Source organism: Pseudomonas sp. KD5 (genome assembly GCF_012932895.1).
In the GTDB taxonomy this organism is placed as follows: domain Bacteria; phylum Pseudomonadota; class Gammaproteobacteria; order Pseudomonadales; family Pseudomonadaceae; genus Aquipseudomonas.
Map to the genome: position 1 here is coordinate 274,301 of NZ_JDWJ01000006.1, position 14,855 is coordinate 289,155.

The following is a 14,855-nucleotide window of genomic DNA, read 5'->3' on the forward strand; positions in this document are numbered from 1 at the left end:
CACTTCCTTATTTCGTCCAAGGCAATCGACATGACCGACATTCAGAATAAGAACTACATCATTGCCCTCGATCAGGGTACGACCAGCTCCCGCGCGATCATTTTCGATCGCGACGCGAACGTGGTTTGCACCGCCCAGCGTGAATTCGCACAGCATTACCCGCAAGCCGGTTGGGTCGAACACGACCCGATGGAAATCTTCGCCACCCAAAGCGCCGTGATGGTCGAGGCCCTGGCTCAAGCCGGCCTGCATCACGACCAGGTCGCGGCCATCGGCATCACCAACCAGCGCGAAACCACCGTGGTCTGGGACAAGACCACTGGCCGCCCAATCTACAACGCGATCGTCTGGCAGTGCCGCCGCAGCACCGAAATCTGCCAGCAGCTCAAGCGCGATGGCCACGAGCAATACATCAGCGACACCACGGGCCTGGTCACCGACCCGTACTTCTCCGGCACCAAGCTCAAGTGGATCCTCGACAATGTCGAAGGCAGCCGTGAGCGGGCGCGCAAGGGTGAACTGCTGTTCGGCACCGTCGACAGCTGGCTGATCTGGAAATTCACCGGCGGCAAGGTGCACGTCACCGACTACACCAACGCCTCGCGCACCATGCTCTTCAACATCCACACACTGGAGTGGGACGCGAAGATGCTGGACGTCCTCGACATCCCGCGCGAGATGCTGCCGGAAGTTAAGTCCTCGTCCGAAATCTACGGCCACACCAAAAGCGGCATCGCCATTGGCGGTATCGCTGGCGACCAGCAGGCCGCCTTGTTCGGCCAAATGTGCGTCGAGCCAGGCCAGGCGAAAAACACCTACGGCACCGGCTGCTTCCTGCTGATGAACACCGGCGACAAAGCAGTGAAGTCCAAACACGGCATGCTGACCACCATCGCTTGCGGCCCGCGTGGCGAAGTGGCCTATGCGCTGGAAGGCGCGGTGTTCAACGGTGGCTCCACCGTGCAGTGGCTGCGTGACGAGTTGAAAATCATCAACGACGCCCACGACACCGAATACTTCGCCAACAAGGTCAAGGACAGCAACGGCGTGTATCTGGTGCCGGCCTTCACCGGCCTGGGCGCTCCGTACTGGGACCCGTATGCCCGTGGCGCGTTGTTCGGCCTGACCCGTGGCGTACGCGTGGATCACATCATTCGTGCGGCGCTTGAGTCGATTGCCTACCAGACCCGCGATGTTCTGGACGCCATGCAGCAGGACTCCGGCGAACGCCTGAAAGCCCTGCGCGTGGACGGCGGTGCAGTGGCGAACAATTTCCTGATGCAATTCCAGGCCGACATCCTCGGCACTCAAGTCGAGCGCCCGAAAATGCGCGAAACCACCGCGTTGGGCGCCGCTTACCTGGCGGGTTTGGCCTGCGGTTTCTGGGGCAGCCTGGACGAGTTGCGCGGCAAGGCGGTGATCGAGCGCGAGTTCGAACCAGCGCTGGACGAAACCGCGAAGGAAAAACTCTACGCCGGCTGGAAAAAAGCCGTCAGCCGCACTCGCGATTGGGAACCGCACGAAGGCGCTGAATAAGCCACCGACCGGACTCGTATCCGGTTGTAACTGGTAGGGAGCGGATTCCTGCGGCATCATGGGCAAATTTTGCACGGCAGCCCAAAGGAAGCCCCATGAATCTGCCTCCCCGTCAGCAGCAAATCCTCGAACTGGTCCGCGAACGCGGCTATGTCAGCATCGAGGAAATGGCCCAGCTGTTCGTCGTTACACCGCAAACCATCCGCCGTGATATCAATCAACTGGCGGAAGTGAATCTGTTGCGTCGCTATCACGGTGGCGCAGCCTACGACTCCAGCGTCGAAAACACCGCCTACGCCATGCGCGCCGATCAGATGCGCGATGAAAAGCAGCGTATCGGTGAAGCCATTGCGGCGCAGATTCCCGATCACGCCTCGCTGTTCATCAATATCGGCACCACCACCGAATCCATTGCTCGGGCGCTGCTCAACCACAGCCACCTGAAAATCATCACCAATAACCTGCATGTAGCCTCGATGCTCAGCGCCAAGGACGACTTCGACGTGCTGCTGACCGGTGGCAACGTACGGCGTGACGGTGGCGTGGTCGGTCAGGCCAGCGTCGACTTCATTAACCAGTTCAAGGTCGACTTCGCCCTGGTCGGCATCAGTGGTATCGATGAAGACGGCAGCTTGCTGGATTTCGACTATCAGGAAGTGCGGGTGTCCCAGGCGATCATCGCCAACGCCCGACAGGTGATTCTCGCCGCGGACTCCAGCAAATTCGGGCGCAACGCCATGATTCGCCTGGGTCCGATCAGCCTGATCGATTGCCTGGTCACCGACCAGCCGCCTTCGCCGGCCCTGGCGCAGTTGTTGAGCCAGCACAAGATTCGGCTGGAGGTCGTGTAAGCACATCCCCCCTGTGGCGAGGGGGCTTGCCCCCCCCCGTTCGGCTGCACAGCAGACGCCAATCAGACAACATGTTCTTCCTGAGATACCGCGGTAGCCGGTTTTAGGGCCGCTTCGCAGCCCAGCGGGAGCAAGCTCCCTCGCCACAAAAGCACTCCCAACCATCATTCAATGTTCGAAAATTTTCCTTTAACGGCCCTTCGATCAGTATTTTCAATCGAAGCACGCTGGCTGTGGGCGTCTTTATGGGCTAGTATTTTCGTAAATGAACATTAATGTTCGAATTCAAATATAGAAATCCAAAAAGCCCGAGGCCAGCCGATGCCCACTTCTACCTTGCCTACGCCCCCTCTCGCCGAGGTCTACGATATCGCCGTCATTGGTGGTGGGATCAATGGCGTGGGGATCGCAGCAGATGCCGCCGGTCGCGGCCTTTCGGTGTTCCTTTGCGAAAAGGATGATCTGGCCAGCCACACTTCGTCGGCCAGCAGCAAGCTGATCCACGGTGGCCTGCGCTACCTGGAGCATTATGAATTCCGCCTGGTGCGCGAAGCCCTGGCCGAGCGCGAAGTGCTGCTGGCCAAGGCACCGCACATAGTCAAACAGATGCGCTTCGTGCTGCCCCACCGCCCGCACCTGCGTCCGGCCTGGATGATCCGCGCCGGTCTGTTCCTTTATGACCACCTCGGCAAACGGGAAAAACTCGAAGGCTCGAAAAGCCTGAAGTTCGGCCCGGACAGCCCGCTGAAAAGCGAAATCACCAAAGGCTTCGAATATTCCGATTGCTGGGTCGATGACGCACGCCTCGTCGTACTGAACGCCATGGCTGCCCGCGAGAAAGGTGCCCACGTTCATACGCAAACCCGCTGCGTCAGCGCTCGTCGCACCAAGGGCCTGTGGCACATGAACCTGGAACGCGCCGATGGCAGCCTGTTTTCGATCCGCGCCAAGGCACTGGTGAACGCTGCCGGCCCATGGGTCGCCCAGTTCATTCGTGACGACCTGAAGATGGAATCGCCGTACGGCATCCGTCTGATCCAGGGTAGCCACCTGATCGTGCCAAAACTGTACGAAGGCGAACACGCGCACATTCTGCAAAACGAAGATCAGCGCATCGTCTTCACCATTCCGTACCTGAACCACTTCACCCTGATCGGCACCACCGACCGCGAGTACACCGGCGACCCGGCAAAAGTGGCAATCACTGAAGGCGAAACCGATTACCTGCTGAAAGTGGTCAATGCCCACTTCAAGAAACAACTCAGCCGCGCGGACATCCTGCACAGCTACTCCGGCGTTCGTCCGCTGTGCAACGACGAATCCGACAACCCGTCGGCCGTCACCCGCGACTACACCCTGGCGTTGTCGGGTTCTGGCGAAGAAGCGCCGTTGCTGTCGGTGTTCGGCGGCAAGCTGACGACCTACCGCAAACTGGCCGAGTCGGCGCTGGCGCAACTTGCCCCGTACTTCACGCACATCAAGCCAAGCTGGACCGCCAACGCTCCTCTGCCCGGTGGCGAAGACATGACGACTCCGCAGGCATTGAGTTCGCGGATCCGCGACAAGTTCGACTGGATCCCCACCGAAATCGCCCGTCGCTGGTCCACCACTTATGGCAACCGCACCTGGCGCATGCTCGAAGGCGTGGAAAACCTCGGTGACCTGGGTGAACACATCGGCGGCGGCCTCTACACCCGCGAAGTCGACTACCTGTGCAGCGAAGAATGGGCGACCACCGCCGATGACATCCTGTGGCGCCGCAGCAAGCTTGGGCTGTTCACCACTGCGGCGGAACAGCAGAAGCTCAAGGATTACCTGAACAAACTTGAACAGAACCGCAGCAAGATCGAAGCGGCCTGATCGGATATCTGGTTAAACCAAAGCCCCTGAATCTCACGATTCAGGGGCTTTTTCATACCCGCATTATTGTAGGAGCGAGGCTTGCCCGCGAAGAACGATAAAGCGGTTCAACAGACAGACCGCAGTGCCCCCTCTCGGGCAAGCCACGCTCCTACAGTTGTGCGGGTTAATCCATTCGGTTTTCCGAACGCGACTCCTCGGTCGATTCGGAAAACCGGATCATCCGACAACAAACTCAACGTCACAAAAATTAAAACACTCTTAAAAATCAATAGCTTGCTAGATGATGCATGGTCTGGCACGAGTCATGCTCTACTCTCCCGGACGAATGTTTATTGCGCTACTCCTTCAGGAGCCGCCAGGCATTCGAAGCACCAAAAAAGGCCGATGAACTGGCTCCATAAAAAAAACAATGTCGAGGAAAATTTGATGCGCATCGTTCCCCATCTCCTGGGCGCAGCCATTGCTGCCGCTCTGATTAGCACTCCAGTTTTCGCCGCCGAACTCACCGGCACACTGAAGAAGATCAAAGAGTCCGGCACCATCACCCTCGGGCATCGTGACGCGTCCATTCCGTTTTCCTACATCGCGGACGCTTCCGGCAAACCGGTTGGCTACTCCCACGATATCCAGCTGAAAATCGTCGAAGCCATCAAGAAAGACCTGGACATGCCCAACCTCCAGGTCAAATACAACCTGGTGACCTCGCAAACCCGTATCCCGCTGGTGCAGAACGGCACCGTGGACGTCGAGTGCGGCTCCACCACCAACAACGTCGAGCGTCAGCAACAAGTTGATTTCTCCGCCGGCATCTTCGAAATCGGCACCAAGCTGCTGGCCAAGAAAGAATCGCCCTACAAAGACTTCGCCGACCTCAAAGGCAAGAACGTCGTGACCACCGCCGGCACCACGTCCGAGCGCATCCTCAAGTCGATGAACGCCGACAAGCAGATGGGCATGAACGTGATCTCCGCCAAAGACCATGGCGAATCCTTCCAGATGCTGGAAACCGGCCGTGCCGTGGCCTTCATGATGGACGACGCCTTGCTGGCCGGTGAAATGGCCAAGGCCAAGAAGCCGGATGACTGGGCCGTAACCGGTACACCGCAGTCCTTCGAAATCTACGGCTGCATGGTCCGCAAGGGCGACGCACCATTCAAGAAAGCCGTCGACGACGCAATCATCGCGACCTACAAGTCGGGCGAGATCAACAAGATCTACGAAAAATGGTTCATGCAGCCAATCCCGCCAAAAGGCCTGAACCTGAACTTCCCGATGAGCGACGAGCTCAAGACCCTGATCGCCAATCCGACCGACAAAGCGGCTGACGAAAAGAAATCCTGATTTCTGACTAACGTTACCCCCTGAGAAGGCCTCTGCCCTTTCAGGGGTTGTCACTCCCTGCTGGCATTTCTGGAAACACTCGAACCGGTGGTTGTCGAGCCGTTCGCGTGTGCCTGACCGTCATCGGGCACTTGTACATCGATCGAATCCGAGGGGAGACCCTAATGAATTACAACTGGGACTGGGGCGTGTTCTTCAAGTCCACCGGCGTGGGCAGCGAAATTTATTTCGACTGGTACCTCTCCGGTTTGGGCTGGACCATCGCCATCGCCGTCGCCGCCTGGATCATCGCGCTGCTGCTGGGCTCGATCCTGGGCGTCATGCGCACGGTGCCGAATCGCATCGTATCGGGCATCGCGACCTGCTACGTCGAACTCTTCCGTAACGTGCCACTGCTGGTGCAGCTGTTCATCTGGTACTTCCTGGTGCCCGACCTGCTGCCGCAAAACCTGCAGGACTGGTACAAGCAGGACCTGAACCCGACCACCTCGGCTTTCCTCAGTGTCGTCGTGTGCCTGGGCCTGTTCACCACGGCCCGGGTTTGCGAACAAGTGCGCACCGGTATCCAGGCGCTGCCCCGCGGCCAGGAATCCGCTGCCCGCGCCATGGGTTTCAAGCTGCCGCAGATCTACTGGAACGTGCTGCTGCCCCAGGCTTACCGGATCATCATTCCGCCGCTTACCTCGGAATTCCTGAACGTGTTCAAGAACTCCTCCGTCGCGTCGCTGATCGGCCTGATGGAGCTGCTGGCGCAGACCAAACAGACCGCCGAGTTCTCCGCCAACCTGTTCGAAGCCTTCACCCTGGCAACGCTGATCTACTTCACCCTGAACATGAGCCTGATGCTGCTGATGCGCGCGGTCGAGAAGAAAGTCGCCGTGCCGGGCCTGATTTCCGTAGGGGGTAAATGATGGAATTCGACTTCTCGGGCATCATTCCGTCCCTGCCGGGTATGTGGAACGGCATGGTCATGACCCTCCAACTGATGGCCCTGGGCGTGAGCGGCGGGATCATCCTCGGCACGGTCCTGGCGTTGATGCGCCTGTCCCACAACAAACTGCTGTCGAACATTGCCGGCGCCTACGTCAACTACTTCCGCTCGATCCCGCTGCTGCTGGTCATCACCTGGTTCTACCTGGCGGTGCCGTTTGTATTGCGCTGGATCACCGGCGAAGACACCCCGATCGGCGCGTTCGCCTCGTGCATCGTCGCGTTCATGATGTTCGAAGCGGCGTACTTCTGCGAAATCGTCCGGGCCGGGGTGCAGTCGATTCCCAAGGGCCAGATGAGTGCCGCCCAGGCCATGGGCATGACGTATGGCCAGATGATGCGGTTGATCATCCTGCCGCAAGCGTTCCGCAAGATGACCCCGCTGCTGTTGCAACAGAGCATCATCCTGTTTCAGGACACCTCGCTGGTCTACGCGGTCGGCCTGGTGGACTTCCTCAATGCCTCGCGTGCCAGTGGCGACATCATCGGCCGCTCCAATGAGTTCCTGATCTTCGCAGGTCTCACGTACTTCATCATCAGCTTTGCCGCCTCGCAGCTGGTCAAGCGTCTGCAAAAAAGGTTCGCCGTATGATCTCTATCAAGAACGTCAACAAGTGGTATGGGGACTTCCAGGTACTGACTGATTGCAGCACCGAGGTCAAAAAAGGCGAGGTGATCGTGGTGTGCGGGCCGTCCGGTTCCGGCAAATCCACCCTGATCAAGTGCGTCAATGCACTGGAACCGTTCCAGAAAGGCGACCTGATCGTCGATGGCACGTCCATCGCCGATCCGAAGACCAACCTGCCGAAACTGCGCTCGCGGGTGGGCATGGTGTTCCAGCATTTCGAACTGTTCCCGCACCTGACCATCACCGAAAACCTGACCATCGCGCAGATCAAGGTGTTGGGCCGCAGCAAGGAAGAAGCCACCAAGAAAGGCCTGCAACTGCTTGAGCGCGTCGGGCTGTCTGCCCATGCGCATAAGCACCCGGGCCAGCTTTCCGGTGGCCAGCAACAGCGTGTGGCGATTGCCCGTGCGCTGGCGATGGACCCGATCGTCATGCTGTTCGACGAACCGACCTCCGCACTGGACCCGGAAATGGTCAACGAAGTGCTGGACGTGATGGTGCAACTGGCCCACGAAGGCATGACCATGATGTGCGTGACCCACGAAATGGGCTTCGCCCGCAAGGTCGCGGACCGAGTGATCTTCATGGACGCCGGCAAGATTATCGAAGACTGCAAGAAAGAAGAGTTCTTCGGCGACATCAACGCCCGTTCCGAGCGTGCGCAGCATTTCCTCGAGAAAATTCTGCAGCACTGAGAAGGAAGACACCGCTCCCCCAATTGTGGGAGCGGGCTTTTGTGGCGAGGGGGCTTGCCCCCTCACCACACAGCAACTCCCACAGGCCCCGTGGGGATATGGATATTGTGTTGTGGTTGACCCAAGGCTTCTGTGATGAAATGCGACTCCACCTTCTATCGCGCAGCGCCGCCATCACTCGCCGTGAAACCCCGTTTGATTCGCCATCTGTTCCTGCCGCCGCTGATCATCGCCCTGATGATTGGATTGGGTTACATCGGCTTCTGGGTCAGTGAACACTACGGCATTCGCAGCCTCAGCGAGAACGGCCAGCGTCAGCTGGAACTGCACGCGCGCGCCGTCGAAAGCGAGATCAGCAAATACACCTACCTGCCCAGCCTGCTGGAACTCGAATCGAGTGTTTCCAAGCTGCTGGCCGACCCGTCGCCGGAACTTCGGCAGACGGTCAACGAATACCTCGAAGGCCTGAACCGGCGCAGCCGCAGTCGGGCCATTTATGTGATGGACACCACCGGCCGCGTACTGGCCACCAGCAACTGGCGCGATGTCGACAGTTATCTGGGCGAAGACCTGTCCTTCCGCGCCTACTTCCAGAGCGCCGTGCGTGGCCAGCCGGGACGTTTCTACGGCATCGGCAGCACCAGCGGCGAACCCGGCTATTACCTGGCTCATGGCCTGGAGGAACATGGCAAGATCACCGGCGTCGCGGTGGTCAAGGTGCGCCTCGAAGCCATGGAAGAACGCTGGCAGCGCGCGCGCCTTGAAGCGTTCGTCAGCGACGAGAACGGCATCATCATTCTCTCCAGCGATCCGGCGCGGCGGCTCAAGTCGGTGCTGCCGTTGAGCGACGACACCAAGGAACGCCTGGCCCGCAGCCTTCAGTACTACTGGTATCCGCTGAATGAACTGCAACCGCTGGCCCGAGAGAAACTGGCTGAAGGCGAGGAGAAACTGACCTTCCCCGCCAACAGCGAACTGATGTCCGATGAAGAGAACATCAGCTACCTGTCGCAAACCCGGCCGCTGAGCGACACCCCGTGGAATTTCACCCTGCTCACGCCCCTGCAAGACCTGCGGCGTGAAGCGATCAATCAGGGGATTCTGGTGGCGGTGGCGTTTGCCCTGGTGGCCTTCCTGCTGATCGCCTGGAACGAGCGCCGCAAAGTGATCGCCACCCGCCTCGCGGCGCGGGAAGCCTTGCAGGAAGCCAACAATCAACTGGAGCGTCGGATTACCGAACGCACCACCGACCTGCGCGCCAGCAACGAACGGCTCAAGGGGCAGATTCGTGAGCGTCGACAGGCTGAAGAAACCTTGCGCCGCGCTCAGGATGAACTGGTCCAGGCCGGCAAACTGGCGGCCATCGGCCAGATGTCCACCAGCATCGCCCACGAATTGAACCAACCGCTGGCAGCCTTGCGGACCTTGTCCGGCAATACCGTGCGCTTTCTGGAGCGCGGTCAGCTGGATGTGGCCAGCACCAATCTCAAGACCATCAATGAACTGATCGACCGCATGGGCCGGATTACCGCCAGCCTGCGTTCTTTCGCCCGGCGTGGCGATGACCAAGGCCAGGCCAGCCTCGGCAAAGGCGTGGACGCCGCCCTGCAATTGCTGGGCAGCCGGATGGAAAGCGTACCGCTGCAACTGCACCGCGATTTCACCGACGTGCAGGTGCAGATCGACCAGACCCGTCTGGAGCAGATCCTCGTCAACCTGATCGGCAATGCGCTCGATGCCATGCAGTCGCAGCCCCAACCGGCGTTGTGGCTCGAAGGCGAGGAATTCGACGGCAAGTATCGCCTGCGGGTGCGCGACAACGGCCACGGCATCGATGCCGAAGCGCGCAAGCATCTGTTCGAACCGTTCTTCACCACCAAGCCCGGCGAACAGGGCCTGGGCCTCGGCCTGACCCTGTCGGCGAGCCTGGCTGCCGCCACGGGCGGGCATCTGGGTGTCGAACACCCGGCCAGCGGTGGTACCACCTTCGTCCTCAGTTTACCGTTGGTAAGCCCTACTCTCGCCGAGCCAATATGAACAACGACCTTAGTGTGCTGATCGTCGAAGACGACCCCCATGTGCTGCTCGGTTGCCAACAGGCGCTGACGCTTGAAGACATTCCCTGCATCGGCGTCGGCAGCGCCGAAGAAGCACTGGAGCGGGTGGGCGATAACTTCGCTGGCATCGTCATCAGCGACATCCGCCTGCCGGGCATCGATGGCCTGGAACTGCTGACCCGGCTCAAGGCCCGCGATCGCAGCCTGCCGGTGGTGCTGATTACCGGCCACGGCGACATCTCGATGGCCGTCGGCGCGATGCAGAAAGGCGCCTACGACTTCATGGAGAAACCTTTCTCTCCCGAACGCCTGGTGGACGTCGCCCGCCGCGCGCTGGAGCAACGCAGCCTGGCGCGGGAAGTCACCTCGTTACGTCGACAACTGTTCGAGCGTGATTCCCTCGAAGGCCGGATCATCGGTCGCTCGCCGGCCATGCAAAACCTGCGGGAACTGATCGCCAACGTCGCCGATACGTCGGCCAACGTGCTGATCGAAGGCGAGACCGGCACCGGCAAGGAACTGGTTGCACGTTGCCTGCACGACTTCAGCCGCCGGCACAGCAAACAGTTCGTCGCGCTGAACTGCGGTGGCCTGCCGGAGAACCTGTTCGAAAGCGAAATCTTCGGCCACGAGGCCAACGCTTTCACTGGTGCCGGCAAACGGCGGATCGGCAAGATCGAACACGCCGATGGCGGCACGCTGTTCCTCGACGAAGTGGAAAGCATGCCGCTGCCGTTGCAGATCAAACTGCTGCGGGTGCTGCAGGAACGCACCCTCGAACGCCTCGGTTCGAACCAGAGCGTGGCGGTGGATTGCCGGGTGATCGCCGCGACCAAGTCCGATCTGGATGAGTCGAGCAAGGCCGGCGAGTTTCGCAGCGACCTGTATTACCGCCTGAACGTGGTCACCCTGGAACTGCCGCCACTGCGCGAACGCCGCGAAGACATCCTGCAATTGTTCGAGCACTTTTTGCAGCAATCTTCCCTGCGCTTCGACCGCTCGCTGCCGGAACTGGACAACCAGACCGTGTCGATTCTGATGAGCCACGACTGGCCGGGCAACGTGCGCGAACTGCGCAACGTCGCCGAACGCTTCGCCCTCGGCCTGCCGGCCTTCAAGAAAACCGGCGCCAGCGGCGGCAATCAGGGCCTGGCTTTCGCCGAAGCGGTGGAAGCCTTCGAACGCAACCTGCTCAGTGACGCCTTGCAGCGCAGCGGCGGCAACCTGACCCAAGCCAGCCAGGAACTGGGGATGGCCAAGACCACGCTGTTCGACAAAGTGAAAAAATACGGGCTGAGCCACTGATGGACCTGATTTTCAAAGCAACCCTGGGCGCGGCAGTGGTGGTAATCCTCGCCATGCTGGCCAAGACCAGAAACTATTACATCGCAGGCCTGGTGCCGCTGTTTCCGACCTTTGCGCTGATCGCTCATTACATTGTCGGCAAAGGGCGTTCGCTGGATGACCTGAAGACCACCATCGTGTTTGGCATGTGGTCGATCATTCCGTACTTCGTCTATCTGGCGACCTTGTATGTGATGGTCGACCGGATGCGGCTGGAGGCTTCATTGGCGGTGGCAGCGGTGGCGTGGTTGATGGCGGCGACGGTGCTGGTCAGCGTGTGGGTTCGCCTGCACGGCTAAATTCAAAAAAATCGCGGCCTGCTGCATTTGCATACACCTGCAGGAGCTGCGAAGGCGGCTCCTGCAGGGGTAAGTGGTTACTGCCCGTAAACCTTCTGCAACTGCGTTGGTGTCAACGCATCCTCAAACGGCACCGGCACCGATTTCACCGCCCCATAGAGGTTGCGATAACGCCAATAGTTTCCGTTGTTGGCCAGTTGATAACCACGCTCGACCACTCGCTGGCCATCAAGGTTATAACGCAAGGTTTCCTGGGCGGTCGCTGGCGGTGTCGGCTGCATCAGGTCAGTGGCCAGAACCCGCATCGATTCATCGATACACTCGTCGAGCACCGCCGTGACCTTCGCCAAATCGAAGCCGCCATCGTCAATGCACTGCTTGCCGCAGCGCCGAATCGGCTGGCTGACCACTTCGATCCGCATGCGATACAGCGCCGAACCGGCAATATCCTGGACCTGCACCTGATTGATCAGCACGAAACTGCCGCGATCGGGGGTAAGCATCAGTTTGGGCTCAATCACCAGGTGTGCGGTGACCTGCCCTTCTCCTTGCTTGAACCCGGCCGCTTGCGAAGCCTGTTGATAGCGCTGTTGCAGGCGCTCCTGCAATGGAACGCCTGCAAGCAAGTCGGCCATCGGTCGCGCCTCGTTGAGCGCGGTTTTTTCCGCATCGCGCTGCAAGCTGCCGCTGCCCATCTGGGTGTTGATCAGGCTGGCCACCAGCAAACCGGCAAGCCCGGCACCGTTGCCTGAACTGGCCACCAGATTATGACTCGACGACGCAGCCTTCAAAGCCGCCTGCGAGTCAATCACGGTGCTGGCCCCCACAAAGGATGGCGGCAACTGCACGTCGACCTTAAGCCCGTGGGCCTGGACGTAAGGCAAGGCACTCTGGTCCTTGAAACCGGCCTCAGGAGCCGGTTTTTGCGCACACCCCGTCAGCATCAGCAGGGCCAGCGCACCCGCCACTATGGGCAGGCGCGTCATTGCGCGAACGGGGTGATCATTTGCTGACGGCTATTGTCCATAGCCTGATAGAACGCGTTGGACAAGTTGGTATAGGTCGGCTCGTCCCATTCGCCCTGGGCGGCTTGCGTAGCGACAAAGGGTTTGAACCACAGCAGCTTGTTGTCTGCCAGATCGATCACCATACCCTGTCCGCCCACTTGCGCCATCGGTACGCTGGTCGGCACAACGCTGTAGTAGCTGCGGGTGGCACCGGTGGCGTAGACATTCACCAGCAGCAGACGATCGACGCCGTAGGCGGCCTTGACCGGCGTCATGTCACGGGTCATGTAGCCTTCGCGGAAACTGGTTTCCTTATACGCATTCAGGTCGACCGGCTCGTTGATCCGCTTGGCTTTGTAACCCTTGGCCTGCAGCTTGGCGACAAGGACATCCGGCAAGGTGTGAAGGTCGCCCACTTGCCATTTTGCGACGTTGTCACTGAGCTTGTTGTTAACGCCCTTGTTGATGGCGTAATCGAGAATCCCCTGATTGCCGGTCAACGCCAGCACCGGCTCCGGCACCACAGTGATCGCCACGCCGATAGTCGGCTCTTTGGCATCCCAGAATTGGTGATCCAGCGGTACTGGAGGTTGCACGTGGGCACAGCCAGTGAGGGTCAGGCAGGCGAGCAACGTCAGTGCTGCCCAAGTGCGTAGAGCGTGAAGATTCATGGATCAAGTCCCTATGATTATTAACGATGCTGCTTATGTCGGCAGCATCGGCAAAAACCGTAGTGGCACATTGATATATTTTCAGTAGAAGCTGCCGCAGGCTGCGCAGATCGAGATTAGCCGTTGACTGTCCCACCCTTGGCTTCACTCATGATCTGCCGGATCGCGCCAACAAACGCTTCCATCGGTTGCCCGCCAGTGACGGCGTATTGCCCGTTGAACAGCACCGTCGGCACTGAACTCACGCCGCGCGATAACCACAACTGCTCTTGCTCGCGAACCTCTTTGACAAATTCATCGGACGCCAGAATCGCTTCGGTCCACTGCCGGTCCAGCCCCACGCTTTCGGCGATCCGGGCCTACTGCGCGTGATCGTCGATTTTCCGGGGGGGACTCATCATTTACTTCACAGGCTGGAATCGCGCCGGAAAGTTTGAACGATACACCCGCAGGCTGAGCCTGTGTGGCGGCCGTTCCGCTATCCCACATTTGGATTGGGAACTACAGAAGATTGGGAGTTGCCACCGGATCAATCTGCGCCCAGTGCGAAGTATCTTCGCGATGGGCCTGCAAATACGGCAACACCGCCGCCAGCAACGGCGCCTTGAACGCTTCCTGAAAACGATGGGCCAGCCCCGGAATCAACTTCAACTGACTGCCACGAATGTGTGCCGCCAGATGCACGCCATGCATTACCGGCAACAACGGATCGGCGGTGCCGTGAACCACCAGCGTCGGCACGCGCAGTTGGTTGAGCAGATCCACACGACTGCGCTCGGCAAGGATCGCCATGATCTGGCGCTTAACGCCTTCCGGGTTAAAAGCCCGGTCATAAGACAGCGCCGCTTGATGCAGCAACGCCTGCCGATCATCAGTGACCGAAGGACTGCCCAGCGCCGCCAGCAAATCAGCCTGCTGCTCCAGCGCCACTTCGCGACTTGGCGCGCTACGACGGGCGAGCAACTGCAACAACGCCGCACTCGGCGCCGGCAAGCCTTCGGCTCCGGAACTGGTCATGATCAGGGTCAGGCTCTCGACCCGTTGCGGTGCCATCGCCGCCATGTGCTGGGCAATCATCCCGCCCATGCTCGCGCCCAACACGTGGAATTGATCGACGTGCAACGCGTCCATCAGGCCAAAGGCATCGTCCGCCATGTCGGTCAGGGTGTAAGGCGCCGACACTGGCAACCCAATTTTGTAGCGCAGCACTTCGAAGGTCAGGTTGGCGTCGGCAGGCGCTTGCCGCCACGTGGAGAGGCCGACATCGCGATTGTCATAACGAATCACCCGGAAACCCTGCTGACACAGCGCGACCACCACCTCGTCCGGCCAGTGAATCAACTGCCCACCCAGACCCATCACCAGCAATAACGCAGGGTCCGAAGCACGGCCGATGCTCTGGTACGCCAAGCTCACCTGCGCCAGATCGGCATGTTCGGTTGGAACGTTGACGTCGCAACGAGACGCCGCCAAAGACGGCAGGCCAAACAACAGAGCGGCCAGAAAAATGAATACACGCATGAAAAAACACCAAAACGCAGAACCCCAGTAGAGCGCGAGTCTGATGAAGTTT

At 59.8% G+C, this 14,855-nt stretch carries 13 protein-coding genes and 1 pseudogene; 10 read left to right on the plus strand and 4 right to left on the minus strand.

Annotated elements, in window-relative coordinates:
* Nucleotides 1-30 precede the first annotated feature (30 nt).
* The 10 genes from glpK to AF70_RS15725 all read left to right on the plus strand — a co-directional run bounded on the left by glpK (nt 31) and on the right by AF70_RS15725 (nt 11,604).
* Nucleotides 31-1,536, plus strand: coding sequence for a glycerol kinase GlpK (gene glpK, locus AF70_RS15680; protein ID WP_018926616.1), 1,506 nt, complete (start codon nt 31-33; stop codon nt 1,534-1,536).
* Between the two features lie 95 nt (nt 1,537-1,631).
* Entirely contained in the window at nt 1,632-2,387 is a 756-nt protein-coding gene (locus tag AF70_RS15685) for a DeoR/GlpR family transcriptional regulator (protein WP_007938932.1), read from the plus strand.
* 321 nt (nt 2,388-2,708) lie between these two features.
* Nucleotides 2,709-4,247 (plus strand): glycerol-3-phosphate dehydrogenase, encoded by a 1,539-nt coding sequence (gene glpD / locus AF70_RS15690; protein ID WP_028939455.1) that lies wholly within the window; start codon nt 2,709-2,711, stop codon nt 4,245-4,247.
* Between the two features lie 429 nt (nt 4,248-4,676).
* Nucleotides 4,677-5,591 (plus strand): glutamate/aspartate ABC transporter substrate-binding protein, encoded by a 915-nt coding sequence (locus AF70_RS15695; RefSeq protein ID WP_026331878.1) that lies wholly within the window; start codon nt 4,677-4,679, stop codon nt 5,589-5,591.
* A gap of 164 nt (nt 5,592-5,755) precedes the next feature.
* Nucleotides 5,756-6,502 carry an amino acid ABC transporter permease gene (locus AF70_RS15700; protein WP_018926619.1) on the plus strand — a complete coding sequence of 249 codons (747 nt, stop codon included), beginning with the start codon at nt 5,756-5,758 and terminating at the stop codon, nt 6,500-6,502.
* Nucleotides 6,502-7,173 (plus strand): amino acid ABC transporter permease, encoded by a 672-nt coding sequence (locus AF70_RS15705; protein ID WP_018926620.1) that lies wholly within the window; start codon nt 6,502-6,504, stop codon nt 7,171-7,173. The genes AF70_RS15700 and AF70_RS15705 overlap by 1 nt, the downstream gene beginning before the upstream one ends.
* A complete protein-coding gene (locus tag AF70_RS15710) occupies nt 7,170-7,904 on the plus strand; it encodes an amino acid ABC transporter ATP-binding protein (protein ID WP_019581562.1) in 735 nt (244 codons plus the stop codon). Before AF70_RS15705 ends, AF70_RS15710 begins: the two co-directional genes overlap by 4 nt.
* Nucleotides 7,905-8,039: 135 nt before the next feature.
* The gene (locus AF70_RS15715; RefSeq protein ID WP_028939456.1) at nt 8,040-9,941 is read left to right on the plus strand and encodes a sensor histidine kinase; all 1,902 of its coding nucleotides are present in this window, start codon (nt 8,040-8,042) and stop codon (nt 9,939-9,941) included.
* Nucleotides 9,938-11,266 (plus strand): sigma-54 dependent transcriptional regulator, encoded by a 1,329-nt coding sequence (locus tag AF70_RS15720; protein WP_019581564.1) that lies wholly within the window; start codon nt 9,938-9,940, stop codon nt 11,264-11,266. Before AF70_RS15715 ends, AF70_RS15720 begins: the two co-directional genes overlap by 4 nt.
* Before the next feature lie 8 nt (nt 11,267-11,274).
* Complete coding sequence (locus AF70_RS15725) at nt 11,275-11,604, plus strand: GlpM family protein (protein WP_172901245.1); 330 nt, start codon at nt 11,275-11,277, stop codon at nt 11,602-11,604.
* 77 nt (nt 11,605-11,681) lie between these two features.
* Here the strand turns inward: AF70_RS15725 and AF70_RS15730 are convergent, their stop codons facing one another.
* The 4 genes and pseudogenes from AF70_RS15730 to AF70_RS15745 form a co-directional block, all read right to left on the minus strand.
* Nucleotides 11,682-12,590, minus strand: coding sequence for a hypothetical protein (locus AF70_RS15730; protein ID WP_019581566.1), 909 nt, complete (start codon nt 12,588-12,590; stop codon nt 11,682-11,684).
* Nucleotides 12,587-13,282, minus strand: coding sequence for a hypothetical protein (locus AF70_RS15735; RefSeq protein ID WP_028939457.1), 696 nt, complete (start codon nt 13,280-13,282; stop codon nt 12,587-12,589). Before AF70_RS15735 ends, AF70_RS15730 begins: the two co-directional genes overlap by 4 nt.
* Before the next feature lie 116 nt (nt 13,283-13,398).
* Nucleotides 13,399-13,641, minus strand: a pseudogene (locus AF70_RS15740) (DsbA family protein); the annotation flags it as partial.
* 142 nt (nt 13,642-13,783) lie between these two features.
* On the minus strand, nt 13,784-14,803 hold the full coding sequence (locus AF70_RS15745; protein WP_028939459.1) for an alpha/beta fold hydrolase: 1,020 nt from the start codon (nt 14,801-14,803) through the stop codon (nt 13,784-13,786).
* Nucleotides 14,804-14,855: the final 52 nt, after the last annotated feature.

Excerpts from the sequence above, each read along its gene's own strand:
- glpD (WP_028939455.1), top strand. The coding sequence starts at position 2,709 with ATGCCCACTTCTACCTTGCCTACGCCCCCTCTCGCCGAGGTCTACGAT.
- glpK (WP_018926616.1), top strand. The coding sequence starts at position 31 with ATGACCGACATTCAGAATAAGAACTACATCATTGCCCTCGATCAGGGT.
- AF70_RS15695 (WP_026331878.1), top strand. The coding sequence starts at position 4,677 with ATGCGCATCGTTCCCCATCTCCTGGGCGCAGCCATTGCTGCCGCTCTG.
- AF70_RS15730 (WP_019581566.1), bottom strand. The coding sequence starts at position 12,590 with ATGACGCGCCTGCCCATAGTGGCGGGTGCGCTGGCCCTGCTGATGCTG.
- AF70_RS15710 (WP_019581562.1), top strand. The coding sequence starts at position 7,170 with ATGATCTCTATCAAGAACGTCAACAAGTGGTATGGGGACTTCCAGGTA.
- AF70_RS15700 (WP_018926619.1), top strand. The coding sequence starts at position 5,756 with ATGAATTACAACTGGGACTGGGGCGTGTTCTTCAAGTCCACCGGCGTG.
- AF70_RS15705 (WP_018926620.1), top strand. The coding sequence starts at position 6,502 with ATGGAATTCGACTTCTCGGGCATCATTCCGTCCCTGCCGGGTATGTGG.
- AF70_RS15745 (WP_028939459.1), bottom strand. The coding sequence starts at position 14,803 with ATGCGTGTATTCATTTTTCTGGCCGCTCTGTTGTTTGGCCTGCCGTCT.
- AF70_RS15735 (WP_028939457.1), bottom strand. The coding sequence starts at position 13,282 with ATGAATCTTCACGCTCTACGCACTTGGGCAGCACTGACGTTGCTCGCC.
- AF70_RS15720 (WP_019581564.1), top strand. The coding sequence starts at position 9,938 with ATGAACAACGACCTTAGTGTGCTGATCGTCGAAGACGACCCCCATGTG.
- AF70_RS15685 (WP_007938932.1), top strand. The coding sequence starts at position 1,632 with ATGAATCTGCCTCCCCGTCAGCAGCAAATCCTCGAACTGGTCCGCGAA.
- AF70_RS15715 (WP_028939456.1), top strand. The coding sequence starts at position 8,040 with ATGAAATGCGACTCCACCTTCTATCGCGCAGCGCCGCCATCACTCGCC.